The sequence below is a fragment of the Microbacterium sp. NPDC064942 genome (assembly GCF_049545525.1).
GTDB lineage: Bacteria > Actinomycetota > Actinomycetes > Actinomycetales > Microbacteriaceae > Microbacterium > Microbacterium gawkjiense.
Genome location: NZ_JBMWDR010000003.1, coordinates 231,949 through 244,258 on the forward strand (window position 1 = coordinate 231,949; position 12,310 = coordinate 244,258).

The 12,310-nt window shown below is 68.6% G+C and carries 14 protein-coding genes and 2 tRNA genes; 5 read left to right on the forward strand and 11 right to left on the reverse strand.

Annotation, left to right across the window (positions count from 1 at the left end; all coding sequences use genetic code 11):
- Positions 1-64: 64 nt before the first annotated feature.
- Positions 65-1,762 carry a Stk1 family PASTA domain-containing Ser/Thr kinase gene (gene pknB, locus ACPEH2_RS07475; RefSeq protein ID WP_359918634.1) on the forward strand — a complete coding sequence of 566 codons (1,698 nt, stop codon included), beginning with the start codon at positions 65-67 and terminating at the stop codon, positions 1,760-1,762.
- Between the two features lie 9 nt (positions 1,763-1,771).
- Here the strand turns inward: pknB and ACPEH2_RS07480 are convergent, their stop codons facing one another.
- The 3 genes from ACPEH2_RS07480 to ACPEH2_RS07490 are packed head-to-tail and all read right to left on the reverse strand — an operon-like array spanning position 1,772 to position 3,371.
- Complete coding sequence (locus ACPEH2_RS07480; protein WP_359918395.1) at positions 1,772-2,410, reverse strand: anthranilate synthase component II; 639 nt, start codon at positions 2,408-2,410, stop codon at positions 1,772-1,774.
- Positions 2,407-2,574, reverse strand: coding sequence for a hypothetical protein (locus ACPEH2_RS07485; protein ID WP_251577382.1), 168 nt, complete (start codon positions 2,572-2,574; stop codon positions 2,407-2,409). Before ACPEH2_RS07485 ends, ACPEH2_RS07480 begins: the two co-directional genes overlap by 4 nt.
- Positions 2,574-3,371, reverse strand: a complete 798-nt coding sequence (locus ACPEH2_RS07490; protein ID WP_253035454.1) for a class E sortase — start codon at positions 3,369-3,371, stop codon at positions 2,574-2,576. Before ACPEH2_RS07490 ends, ACPEH2_RS07485 begins: the two co-directional genes overlap by 1 nt.
- Before the next feature lie 55 nt (positions 3,372-3,426).
- Here ACPEH2_RS07490 and ACPEH2_RS07495 point away from each other — a divergent pair, with 55 nt between their 5' ends.
- A complete protein-coding gene (locus tag ACPEH2_RS07495; RefSeq protein ID WP_253035455.1) occupies positions 3,427-3,663 on the forward strand; it encodes a cell division protein CrgA in 237 nt (78 codons plus the stop codon).
- 78 nt (positions 3,664-3,741) lie between these two features.
- Here the strand turns inward: ACPEH2_RS07495 and ACPEH2_RS07500 are convergent, their stop codons facing one another.
- The gene (locus ACPEH2_RS07500) at positions 3,742-4,617 is read right to left on the reverse strand and encodes a rhomboid family intramembrane serine protease (RefSeq protein WP_359918397.1); all 876 of its coding nucleotides are present in this window, start codon (positions 4,615-4,617) and stop codon (positions 3,742-3,744) included.
- A gap of 7 nt (positions 4,618-4,624) precedes the next feature.
- Complete coding sequence (locus ACPEH2_RS07505) at positions 4,625-5,182, reverse strand: peptidylprolyl isomerase (RefSeq protein WP_311286641.1); 558 nt, start codon at positions 5,180-5,182, stop codon at positions 4,625-4,627.
- A 100-nt stretch (positions 5,183-5,282) separates the two neighbouring features.
- Here ACPEH2_RS07505 and ACPEH2_RS07510 point away from each other — a divergent pair, with 100 nt between their 5' ends.
- Together ACPEH2_RS07510 and ACPEH2_RS07515 are read left to right on the forward strand one after the other, a co-directional pair.
- Entirely contained in the window at positions 5,283-5,852 is a 570-nt protein-coding gene (locus ACPEH2_RS07510) for a DNA helicase (RefSeq protein ID WP_217528917.1), read from the forward strand.
- The gene (locus ACPEH2_RS07515) at positions 5,845-6,342 is read left to right on the forward strand and encodes an aminoacyl-tRNA deacylase (RefSeq protein WP_359918401.1); all 498 of its coding nucleotides are present in this window, start codon (positions 5,845-5,847) and stop codon (positions 6,340-6,342) included. The genes ACPEH2_RS07510 and ACPEH2_RS07515 overlap by 8 nt, the downstream gene beginning before the upstream one ends.
- Here the strand turns inward: ACPEH2_RS07515 and ACPEH2_RS07520 are convergent.
- The 4 genes from ACPEH2_RS07520 to ACPEH2_RS07535 form a co-directional block, all read right to left on the reverse strand.
- Positions 6,333-6,758 (reverse strand): NUDIX hydrolase, encoded by a 426-nt coding sequence (locus tag ACPEH2_RS07520; protein ID WP_064002815.1) that lies wholly within the window; start codon positions 6,756-6,758, stop codon positions 6,333-6,335. The genes ACPEH2_RS07515 and ACPEH2_RS07520 overlap by 10 nt on opposite strands.
- Before the next feature lie 234 nt (positions 6,759-6,992).
- A complete protein-coding gene (sfnG, locus tag ACPEH2_RS07525) occupies positions 6,993-8,120 on the reverse strand; it encodes a dimethylsulfone monooxygenase SfnG (protein WP_359918403.1) in 1,128 nt (375 codons plus the stop codon).
- A gap of 162 nt (positions 8,121-8,282) precedes the next feature.
- Positions 8,283-8,355: transfer RNA gene (locus ACPEH2_RS07530), tRNA-Ala, on the reverse strand.
- 14 nt (positions 8,356-8,369) lie between these two features.
- Positions 8,370-8,443 (reverse strand) — tRNA-Ile (locus ACPEH2_RS07535).
- 113 nt (positions 8,444-8,556) lie between these two features.
- Between ACPEH2_RS07535 and ACPEH2_RS07540 the strand changes: the two genes are divergently transcribed.
- Positions 8,557-9,282, forward strand: a complete 726-nt coding sequence (locus tag ACPEH2_RS07540; RefSeq protein ID WP_359918419.1) for a VIT1/CCC1 transporter family protein — start codon at positions 8,557-8,559, stop codon at positions 9,280-9,282.
- Between the two features lie 21 nt (positions 9,283-9,303).
- Here ACPEH2_RS07540 and ACPEH2_RS07545 read toward each other — a convergent pair whose 3' ends face one another.
- Positions 9,304-9,711, reverse strand: coding sequence for a DUF3566 domain-containing protein (locus ACPEH2_RS07545; protein WP_064002812.1), 408 nt, complete (start codon positions 9,709-9,711; stop codon positions 9,304-9,306).
- Entirely contained in the window at positions 9,708-12,266 is a 2,559-nt protein-coding gene (gyrA, locus tag ACPEH2_RS07550) for a DNA gyrase subunit A (RefSeq protein ID WP_253035462.1), read from the reverse strand. The genes ACPEH2_RS07545 and gyrA overlap by 4 nt, the downstream gene beginning before the upstream one ends.
- Between the last annotated feature and the right edge of the window lie 44 nt (positions 12,267-12,310).

Genomic DNA, 12,310 nt, shown 5'->3' on the forward strand with positions numbered 1-12,310 from the left:
CGAGCGGGGTCGGATAGGCTGTCCGGGTTCCATTCCGGGGAGTGATGTGTCCGTACAGCAACGCGTGCTTTCGGGCCGCTACCGCGTCGATGATCTCATCGGCCGAGGCGGCATGGCTTCGGTGTACCGCGGGCAGGACCTCACGCTCGGGCGCGACGTCGCCATCAAGATCCTCGAGCCGGATCTCGCCGCCGACGGGGCGTTCCGCACGCGGTTCCGCCTCGAGGCGCAGTCCGCGTCGCGCATGTCGCACCCTGCGATCGTCCGTGTCTTCGATGCCGGCGAGGAGACGAGGACGGATGCCGCGGGTCAGCCGCATCCCGAACCGTACATCGTCATGGAGCTCGTCTCGGGGCGCCTGCTGAAGGACATCATCAGCGAGGGTCCCGTAACGATCGAGGACGCCCTGCGCTACACCGACGGCATCCTCGAAGCCCTCGAGTACTCTCACCGGGCCGGCGTCGTCCACCGCGACATCAAGCCCGGCAACGTCATGGTGACGGATGCCGGTCAGGTGAAGGTCATGGACTTCGGCATCGCGCGTGCCGTGTCTGACTCGTCGTCGACGGTCGCCGAGACCACCGCGATCATCGGAACCGCGTCGTACTTCTCGCCCGAGATGGCCAAGGGCGACCCTGTGGACGCCCGCGCGGACATCTACTCGGCCGGCATCGTCCTCTACGAACTGCTGACGGGGCAGCCGCCGTTCCGCGGCGAGAACCCGATCGCGGTCGCCTATCAGCACGTGTCCGAGGCGCCCGTCCCGCCGTCCGAGGTGGTCGAGACCGTGCCGCGGTCGCTCGACGCCCTCGTGCTGCGCGCGCTCGCGAAGGACCCGTTCCAGCGGCCGCAGACCGCCGTCGCCTTCCGCGACGCCCTCGCCGCCGCGACCGGCCGCAAGGCGCCGAGTAAGCGACGCGTCGAGCACCTCAGCAACGAGCTGTACGGACCCGACCCGAAGCAGGCGGCCGAGACCGCGCGGTCGCTGCGCCAACTGACGAGCGACGACACGATGCGCCGCACGCAGGCCGGGCCGCCCGTCGCGTGGGTGTGGGCCGGCATCGCGATGCTCGCCGTGCTGCTCGTGTCGGTCTTCATCTGGGTGAACACGATCCGCCCGGAGGAGGGGACCGTCACCCCGAACGCGCTCACCGTCCCCGACGTCGTGACGATGACCTGGGACCGCGCGCAGGAGGTCCTCGGCAAGGACCAGCTCGAGCCGCTGCAGGTCGGCGAGACGAGCGCCGACGTCCCCGAGGGCGCCGTGGTGCGCACCGACCCCGCGGCCGGCACCACCGTCGCACCGGGGGACCAGGTGACCGTGTACGTCTCGGAGGGTGTCGAGATGGCTGCCATCCCCACCCTCGCCAATCTGACGGTCGACGAGGTGACGACCGCCCTCGAGCAGGAGGGCCTCACGCTCGGTTCGATCACGCGACGCAACGACCCCGCCCTGGCGGCCGATGTCGTGATCAGCGGATCCGTGGACGGCGCGCCCGTGACCGCCGGCGAAGAGGTCCCCCTCGGTACCGCCGTCGACCTCGTAGTCGCCACCGGTACCGTCACCGTGGAGGACTTCGCGCTGAACTACACGGTCGACAAGGCCGCCGAGATCCTCGGCTCGGACGAGTACCGCCTCGACCCCGTCATCCAGGAGGATCCCTCCTGCCCGGCCACCGACCCGCGCATGGTGAAGGTGCAGTCGGCGATCGGCGAGGTTCCCGTCGGGTCGGAGATCGTCCTCACGACCTGCAGCGGCTGACTCCCGCGGTCACGTCACGGTGCGATGCGGTGACAGCCGGGCGCCGCGCGCTGCGGCATCCATCACTCCGATGCCCTCCAGCCACGTGCCCAGCAGCAGGTAACCGCCCTCGGTGAGCACGCTCTCGGGATGGAACTGCACACCCTCGATCGGCAGCGACCGATGGGCGAGGCCCATGACCGTTCCGGACGCGGTCCACGCCGTCACGCGCAGCTCCGCCGGAACACTGCTCCGCTCGACCGCGAGCGAGTGGTACCGCGTCGCGGTGAAGGGATCCGGCAACCCGGCGAACACGCCCGCCCCCTCGTGGTGCACGGCCGACGTCCGCCCGTGCATGAGATCGGGTGCGTGAGAGACCACGCCGCCGAACGCCGCGGCGATGGCCTGGTGTCCGAGGCAGACGCCCAGCAGGGGTGTCGCCGTCCTCGCACACCGGCGGACGACCTCGATCGATGCGCCCGCGTCCTCCGGCGTCCCGGGGCCGGGGGAGATGAGCACGCCGTCGGCATCGTCCATCCGGGAGAGGACGTCGGCGGCATCCGATTCGACCATCTCGACGTCGGCACCCAACTCGGCGAGGTACCCGATCAGGGTGTGGACGAAACTGTCGTGGTTGTCGACGACGAGGACACGGATGCCGGTGGTCACCCGCCGCCGCCGACGGTGGACTCCTCGCTCGGCCACAGCGTGTGGAAGACCCATGGAAACGCGTAGTAGAAGAGCAGGTACAGGATGATCGCGGCCAGCACGATCAGGATCAGCACCCGCACCCACCACGGACCGGGCAGCACACGCCAGAGAGCCGCGTACATCAGGCGCCCACCCCGCCGGTCAGCGACGCCGGCGGTCCGTCGGCGGTCGGGGTGAACTCGTCGAACACGGCGTAGGCGATGATGCGCTCCAGGGAGTTCAGTTTCGGCGCGCAGCTGGTGAGCGTCAGGTATCGGCCGTTGGCCTCGACGTCCGGCTGATTGGGGACGGGGAGCAGCACCTGCACCTGCGTCTCCTGCACGTACTCGAGCGAGCGGAACCGGTAGGTATACCAGCCCGCCTTCGTCTGGATGACGATCGCGTCGCCGATGACCAAGCGGTCGATGGGGTCGAAGGGGGCCCCGGAGGTCCAGCGATGCGCGGCGTACGCGGTGTTCCCGACCGCGCCGGGCATCGCGGTGTCGGGGTAGTGCCCGATCTCCCCGCGATCGAGGATGTCGGGCCGCGTGATGCCGGAGGCGATCTTGAACTGCCAGTTCGCCCCGAACCGCGGCACCTTCATGATCCCGAACACGTCACCGTGCGACTGGTCGCCGAGGACGGGAATCGCCGCCGGGGACCCGGGCTCGGCCGTCGCGTCGGGCGCGGGTGTCTCGGACGGTGCCGGCTCCTCCTGCGCCTCGTTCGCCCATTCGTCGGCGAGCGCCTGCGCCGCCGCGTGCTGCTCGCTCTGCACGATGGCGTCACCGATCCAGGTGTGCCAGGAGACGTAGAGCAGCGTCAGCACGCCGAACGTGAGGAGGATCTCGCCGAGGACGCTCGCAACCGTGGCGCGACGACGAGGACGCGGGCGACGGGAACGTCGGGTGGGGTGCTCCGTGGGCGAGGAGTCGGTCACGATCGGAGTTTAGCCAGCGAAGGCTGAATCCGGGCTGGCAGGTAGACTTCCCCCCATGGCACGTGGAGACAAGGACGACGACCGACTCGTCCAGACCGAGGGCGAAGCCGCCCCCAACCCCGTCTGGTTCAAGCCGATCATGCTCGGGCTGATGCTCATCGGTCTGATCTGGATCATCGTCTTCTACCTGAGCGGCCAGGCCTTCCCGATCCCCGAGATCGGACCGTGGAACCTCGCGATCGGCTTCGGCATCGCGTTCATCGGGTTCCTCATGACAACGCGCTGGCGCTGAGCCTGCGGCATCCCTCTGCCCCGGCGGGAATTACACCCGTGTGATTCATCCCCACCTGGGGATGAACCTGTGGATAACTCAGAGGTAAAGCAGACCGGGTACCGTGACCGCCAGGGCGACGAGGCCGAGGCCGATCACGACGAGCAGGAGCGCCTGCAGGCTTTGACGGTTCTGCGCGCGTGTCCGCGCGAAGACGAAACCGACCAGCAGACCCACGAGACCGCCACCGATGTGCGACTGCCAGGACACTCCGGCACCCACGAACGAGAACACCAGGTTGATCCCGAGCAGGATCGCGATCGGGAGGATGTTCGCGCCGACGTGGCGCCCGATGATGAGCATGGCCGTGAGCAGACCCCAGACCGCGCCGGACGCACCGACGACGGCGGAACCGGGCGCGATGAGCGCGACGAGGACCGATCCGCCGATCGCACTCAGCGCGTAGAGGGCCAGGAACCGCGCCTTGCCGAGAAGGGGTTCGAGGCTGCGGCCCAAAGCCCACAGCGCCAGCATGTTCAGAGCGACGTGGAACGGCAGCGGTGTCGAGTGCACGAGGGCCACCGTCACCATCCGCCAGGGCTCGAAGGGCGCACCGGTGCCCGGCACGACATACGGCGGGGCGAAGGCGAGTGCACCCGTGACCGCGCCGCCGACGACGGGGATCAGCTGCACCAGGTAGACCGCGACCGTGACGATCATGATGGCGTAGGTGACGATGGGGCGGTCGCTGCGCATCTTGCGTGCGAACCGCCCCGGCATCCGCCTCACCTCGGCCGACCGCGCGCCCTTCTGCTGCTCCGCCAGGCACTCCGGGCAGATGACCCCCACCGGAAGCGGGGTCTGGCACTCGGGGCAGATGGTGCGGAGGCATCGCTGGCAGAGCACGAAGCTCTGACGGTCGGGATGCCGGTAGCAGAAGTTGTCCGGATTGGTCCGGGGGTCGGCCGAGGTCACGAAGGGATCAGGCCTCGGCGATGTCGATCGAGGAGATGACGACGGGCTCGAGCGGACGGTCCTGCGCACCGGTCGGGACGGCGCTGATGGCGTCGACCACCTTGCGGGAGGCGTCATCGGCGACCTCGCCGAAGATCGTGTGCTTGCCGTTGAGCCACGGGGTCGGGTCGGTCGTGATGAAGAACTGCGACCCGTTGGTGCCCTCGGCCTTGCCCGTGATGGCGTTGCGGCGCAGGCCCGCGTTCGCCATGGCGAGGAGGTAGGGCTTGCTGAAGGTCAGCTCGGGGCTGATCTCGTCGTCGAAGTTGTAGCCCGGTCCGCCGACGCCCTGACCGAGCGGGTCGCCGCCCTGGATCATGAAGCCCGGGATGATGCGGTGGAAGATGACGTCGGTGTAGAGGGGACCCTCGCCCGGCTTGCCGGTGGCGGGGTGCGTCCACGCCTGGGATCCGTCGGCGAGGCCGATGAAGTTCTTGACGGTGCGCGGCGCCTGGTCGCCGAACAGGTTGACGACGATGTCGCCGTGGGTGGTGTGCAGGGTTGCGACAGCGGAGTGAATCGGCATACCCATCATCCTCTCACTTGCAACCCCCCTCACAGCCTGAATGCGTCTGGCAGTATGGACCCACTACGTCCCCGGATGAACCCCGAAAAGGGAGGGCCCCGTGAGCCTCAACCGCAAGACCAAAAAGGAACTCCGCAAGCTGCAGAAGCAGGCTGCGAACCTCTGGGAGTCCCAGCAGGTGCTGGTCGGCCAGGCCGGTGAGGTCGCCCGCGAGGCGGGTCGCCAGCTCGGCAAGTACAACCACGACCACGTGGTGCCCGCCGCCAAGCACTCCTACGAGCGGTACGCCGCTCCCTACGTCGACCGCGGTGTCGAGACCGGACGCAAGGTGCTCAACGGCGCCATCGTCCCCGCCGCGGGAGCCGTCGTCGGTACCGCCCTGTCCGTGTGGGACGTCGCCAACGACACGCGTCTCCGTCTGGCGAAGGGCAAGGGGCTCGGCGGCTTCGACGCCGACGACTTCCGCAAGAAGGCGAAGAAGGCCGGCAAGAAGGCGACGAAGAAGCTCAGCGTCCCCGAGAAGAAGAGCGGCCCGAGCGCCGGCGGCGTCCTCGCCCTCATCCTCGGCATCGCCGCGGCCGCCGGTGTGCTCTACGCCGCGTGGCAGACGCTGCGTGCCGACGACGAGCTGTGGGTGGCGGACGACCCGCTGCGTGCACCGGATGCCTGAATCCACGCCCGTACCGTCGGAGCGCGTCGCTGAAGCGGCGCGCTCCCGGTCTTTGTCGGTGGAGTTCGTCGCCCGGCCGGCCGCGGGGAGTCTCGAGGAAGCCGCACGGCTGCTGGGTCTCGCGGCATCCGACATCGTGAAGACCCTCGTCGTCAAGCGCAGCGACGACACCTACCTGTTCGCTCTCATCCCGGGCGATCGCGCCATCTCGTGGCCGAAGCTGCGGGCCGTGGTCGGTGTGAACAAACTGCGGCTGCCCGAACCGGAGCTGGCGCTCGCGGCGACGGGGTTCGAGCGCGGCACGATCACACCGATCGGCAGCACGACGGACTGGCCCGTCTACGCGGACGAGACCATCACGGGTCGACGGATCGCGATGGGAGCCGGCGCCCACGGCTTCAGCCTCTTCGTCGACGCCGACGACCTCATCCGTGCCTACGGCGCGACGGTCGCCGACATCTCGCAGGCGATGGGCGAGCGTCAGGCCTGAGGCAGCAGCCCCGCCATCCGCAGGGCGGTGTCGACGAGACCGACCCGGGTCAGCGCCGGAACGTCGGCGAGCGGGAACCACGCCGCCTCGTCGGTCGATCCGTCCTCCTCATTGCGGAGGTCGCCGCCGACGATGTGCGCGCGGTAGAGGATGCGGAGCGCCTGGATGGGCCCTTCGCCGTGCAGCCGGTCCTTGGCGGCGATCACCTGCGAGTCGGTGCCGAGGATGCCGTCGAGTTCCACGTGGAACCCCGTCTCCTCGAAGACCTCGCGCACCGCGGCATCCTTCGGATCCTCACCGGGATCGATGCCCCCGCCGGGCATGGTCCACGCGGGTCTCGTGGGGCTGTTCCAGTGAGCGAGCAGGATGCGGTCCCCGTCGGTGATGACGGCGTACGCGGCGACGCGGATATCCACGCGTTCACCCTACGCGCCACCTCGACGCGGGGGACTGCCTGGGGTGCGAGCTCCCCAGCCACGCACCCCAGGCCCTGTCGCGCAGAGCCCCCGGAAACTCCGCGTCCCCCAGCGGAGTTGCTGCTCACGATGGATCCGAGCTTCGGGTGGTCGTCTCCAACGGCGACACCCTTCATGGTGTCGGGTGCGGCGCAAGCGAAGCGCAACATCACCTCAAGATCAGCGCAAGATTCCTCACACGTTGGCGTGGTGACGCTGCGCGACCCCCGTCTGAGCCTCGAGTTCGCGCACCAGAGGGATGACCTTCTCGCCGAACTGCTCGAGCTCCTCCTGGAAGTGCAGGAAGCCGAGGAGGAGGAGGTCGACCCCGCGCCGGCGGTACTCGACGATGCGTCGGGCGACCTGCTCGGGTGTGCCGATGAGCTGCGTGCGGAACCCGTCGTTGTACTGGACGAGGTCCTCGAAGCTCGAGTCCGCCCACATCCCCTTGCGGTCGGCGGTCGCGGGACCCGCCTGCTGGACGGACGTGCGGAAGCCCTCGACGGCCTCGGTGTCGGCCTTGGCGATGATCTCGCGCAACTGCTCGCGCGCCTCGGCCTCGGTGTCGCGCACGATCGCGAAGCCGTTCAGGCCGAACCGTACGCGGCGTCCATGCTCCGCCGCGATGCGGGTGACCTCGTCGTACTGCTCGGTGAAGCCGTCGAAGTCCTTGCCGTTGGAGAAGTACCAGTCCGCGTAAGCGCCGCCGTTGAAACGCGCCGCCGTCGAGTTGCCGCCCTGGAAGATCTCCGGATGCGGTCGCCCGGCCACCGGGTAGGGTCCGGGCCGCAGCGTGAAGTCGTTCACCCGGTAGAAGTCGCCCGCGAACCGGACGTTCTCCTCGGTCAGCAGTTTGCGCAGGACCTGCAGGAACTCGCCCGACCGCCGGTAGCGCTCGTCGTGGTCGAGCCAGGGGAGTCCGAGCTTGGTGAACTCGTCCTTGAACCAGCCCGACACGACGTTGACGGCCGCGCGACCCTTCGAGAAGTTGTCGGCCGTGAGGAGGAACTTCGCGAGGACCGCCGGCTCCCACAGGCCCGGGTGCACCGCCGCGATGACCTTCAGCTTCTCGGTCGCCAGGAGCAGGGCGAGGCTCGTCGACGTCGACTCGTGCTGCTGCGCCGCGCCGTAGCTCGACAGGTACCGCACCTGACTGAGCGCGTACTCGAAGCCGACGCGCTCGGCCGTGCGGGCCAGTTCGATGTTGTAGTCCAGGTCGAACGAGGTCCGCTGCTCGATCGAGGACACCACCAGTCCGCCCGATACGTTGGGCACCCAGTAGGCGAACTTCGTGGGCTCGAGGCCCGCCGTCGTCTCCGTCATCATCCGCTCCGTTCCGCCTCGCTCCGAGGACTGTGCGAACGAATCTCCGCCATGGCCGCAGGGGTGTCAAAGAAGACGACGATCCGTGTCGCGGCGTGACGGGATATGACGACCGGATGCGCGAAACGCCGGACCCTGTGGGGAACCGGCGTTTCTGGACTGTGGAGCCTAGGAGATTCGAACTCCTGACATCCTGCTTGCAAAGCAGGCGCTCTACCAACTGAGCTAAGGCCCCCGGTGCGGTGACGGTGGGGCTACCAGGACTTGAACCTGGGACCTCTTCATTATCAGTGAAGCGCTCTAACCGCCTGAGCTATAGCCCCGTCGTTGCCGGCTCACGCCTGCAACCTCCAAGACTTTACCCGAAGAGGGCGCCGTTTGACGAATCCGCGGCGGCGACGGCCCGCGCATCCGTTTGTTCTGATTCACTGGGCTCATGAGCACGACCATTCCCCGTGAGCCCGGCCACCGCGAACCGCAGGGCGCCGGCCTCGGCCAACGCTTGAACTGGCTGCGCGCCGGTGTCCTCGGCGCGAACGACGGCATCGTCAGCGTCGCCGCCGTCGCGGTCGGCGTCGCCGGTGCGACGAGCGACCTCGGACCGATCCTCACGGCATCGTCCGCCGCTCTCGTGGGTGGGGCGATCTCGATGGCGCTCGGCGAGTACGTCTCGGTGAGCAGCCAGCGCGACACCGAGCGCGCGCTCATCGAGAAGGAGACGCGGGAGCTCGCCGAGATGCCCGACGAGGAACTCCGCGAGCTCGCCGAACTCTACGAGGCGAAGGGGCTGAGTGCGGAGACCGCGCGGAAGGTAGCCGAGGAGCTGACCGCGCACGACGCCCTGCGCGCGCACCTCGACATCGAGCTCGGGATCGACCCCGACGAGCTGACCAGCCCGTGGCAGGCTGCGGTGTCGTCGGCGATCGCCTTCACGCTCGGCGCGCTGCTGCCGTTCCTGGCGATCCTGCTGCCACCGGCGGAATGGCGGGTGCCGACGACGTTCGTCGCCGTCCTCATCGCGCTGGGTCTGACCGGTACGATCTCGGCGACCCTCGGCGGCGCCGGCAAGCGGCGGGCCGTCGTGCGTCTCGTCGTCGGCGGGGCGCTCGCCCTCGCCGTCACCTGGGCGCTGGGTCTGCTGCTCGGGACATCCGTCGCGTGAGCGGATGCCGCAGCATCCGCCTCAGTTCGAGGTGAAGCCGACGAGCAGGCCGCCGGTGACCTTGACCATGAGGTTGTAGATACCCGCGAGGACCGCACCCAGCACCGTCACGACGATGAGGTTCAGGATCGCGACGACCGCGGCGAACGCCATCACCTGGGGCAGGTTGAGGATCGAGGCGAGCGTGAAGGTGTTCTCGCCGTTGACCGCACCCAGCAGGGCGTCGACCTGGCCCACGAGACCGGTCGAGCTGATCACAAGGTAGACGAGCAGCGTCGAGACGACCGTGACGATCGCGAGGGCGACGGCCGCCAGGAAGGACAGCTTCACGGCCGACCAGAAGTCGACGTAGACGAGACGGAGGCGGACCTGCTTCGCGGTCGTCCGGCTCGAGGACTTCTTGGCCAGCTTGTCGGCTACGGAGCTCATGCGTCACTCTCTTCGGTGGTCTCGGGAGCTGCGGCGGCCTCCTCGGCCCCCGCACTCTCAGCCAGACCCCGCTCGCCGTTGCGGGCGATCGCGAGGATCCGGTCGTCGTCATCGGGGCGAGCGAAGACGACACCCATCGTGTCGCGACCCTTCGCAGGCACCTCAGCAACGGCCGAGCGTACCACCTTGCCGCTGGCAAGAACCACGAGGACCTCGTCGTCGGCGCTGACGATCAGACCGCCCGCGAGCTCGCCGCGGTCGTCGTGCAGCTTGGCGACCTTGATGCCGAGACCGCCGCGGCCCTGCACGCGGTACTGGTCTACCGAGGTGCGCTTGGCGTAGCCGCCCTGGGTGACGACGAAGACGAATCCCTCGTCACGCACGACGGATGCCGAGAGCAGGCTGTCGCCGTCGCGGAAGGACATGCCCTTCACACCCTCGGTCGAACGGCCCATCGGACGCAGCGATTCGTCGTTCGCCGTGAACCGCAGCGACATGCCCAGGCGCGAGACGAGCAGGAGGTCGTCGGTCGAGTCGACGAGCATCGCGCTGACGAGCTCGTCGCCGTCCTCCTCGTCCTGACCGCGCAGGCGGATCGCGATGATGCCGCCCTGCCGGTTCGTGTCGTACTCGGTGAGCGCCGTCTTCTTGATCTTGCCGTCGCGCGTCGCGAGGACGAGGTACTCGGCCGCGGCGTAGTCGCGGATGTCGAGGATCTGCGCGACGTCCTCGCCGGGCTGCAGGGCGAGCAGGTTCGCGACGTGCTGCCCCTTCGCATCCCGTCCGCCCTCGGGGAGCTCGTAGCCCTTTGCGCGGTAGACGCGCCCCTTGGTCGTGAAGAACAGGAGCCAGTGGTGCGTCGTCGAGACGAAGAAGTGCTCGACCACGTCGTCGGCGCGCAGCTGCGCACCCTTCACACCCTTGCCGCCGCGGTGCTGCGAGCGGTAGTTGTCGCTGCGTGTGCGCTTGACGTAGCCGTTGCGCGTGACGGTGACGACGATCTCCTCTTCGGGGATCAGGTCCTCCATCGACATGTCGCCGTCGTAGCCGTGCAGGATGTGCGTGCGACGCTCGTCGCCGAACTTCGCGACGATCTCACCGAGCTCCTCGGCGATGATCCCGCTCTGGCGGTCGCGCGAGACGAGGATGTCGTTCAGGTCCGCGATCTTGAGCTCGAGCTCGGTGGCCTCGTCGACGATCTTCTGGCGCTCGAGGGCGGCCAGGCGGCGCAGCTGCATCGTCAGGATCGCGTCGGCCTGCGCGTCGTCGACGTCGAGGAGCGACTTCAGCCCTTCGCGCGCCTCGTCGACCGTGGGGGAGCGGCGGATGAGGGCGATGACCTCGTCGAGCGCGTCGAGCGCCTTGAGGTAGCCGCGCAGGATGTGCATGCGCTTCTCGGCCTCGCGCAGCCGGTAGCGGGTGCGGCGGACGATGACCTCGAACTGGTGCGCGAGCCAGTAGCTGATGAAGCCGTCGATCGGCAGCGTGCGCGGCACACCGTCGACGATGGCGAGCATGTTCGCGCCGAAGTTCTCCTGCAGCTGCGTGTGCTTGTACAGGTTGTTGAGGACGACCTTCGCGACGGCGTCCCGCTTGAGGACGACGACGAGTCGCTGACCGGTGCGGTCGCTCGTCTCGTCGCGGATGTCGGCGATGCCGCTGAGCTTGCCCTCGCGCACGAGCGAGGTGATCTTGGCGGCGACGTTGTCGGGGTTGACCTGGTACGGGAGTTCCGTGATGACCAGGCAGGTGCGGTTCTGGATCTCCTCGACGTTCACGACGGCGCGCATCGTGATCGAGCCGCGACCCGTGCGGTACGCCTCGCGGATGCCCTTCGTGCCGAGGATCTGCGCGCCGGTGGGGAAATCCGGCCCCGGGATGCGCTCGATCAGCGCATCGAGGAGCTCCTCGCGGGAGGCATCCGGGTTCTGCAGGGCCCACATGACACCGTCGGCCACCTCGCGGAGGTTGTGCGGCGGGATGTTGGTGGCCATGCCGACGGCGATACCGACCGAGCCGTTGACCAAGAGGTTCGGGAAGCGCGAGGGCAGGACGACGGGCTCGCGGGTGCGGCCGTCGTAGTTGTCCTCGAAGTCGACGGTGTCCTCGTCGATGTCGCGCACCATCTCGAGGGCGAGCTGGGCCATCTTGGTCTCGGTGTACCGGGGGGCCGCGGCGCCCATGTTGCCGGGGGAGCCGAAGTTGCCTTGACCGTCGGCCAGCGGGTAGCGCAGCGACCACGGCTGAACGAGACGGACGAGCGCGTCGTAGATCGCGCTGTCACCGTGCGGGTGGTACTGACCCATGACCTCGCCGACGACGCGGGCGCACTTCGAGTAGCTCTTGTCGGGACGGTACCCGCCGTCGTACATGCCGTAGATGACGCGGCGGTGCACGGGCTTGAGGCCGTCTTCGACGCGCGGCAGCGCGCGACCCACGATCACGCTCATCGCGTAGTCGAGGTAGCTCCGCTGCATCTCGACCTGGAGGTCGACCTGGTCGATGTTGCCGTGCTGGTAGCCGGCGTTCGGGTCGGGACGCTCTTCGTCAGCCATGTTCTCTCAGTCTTCGTTCGTCGTCGGAGTGCCGGGGCGGATGC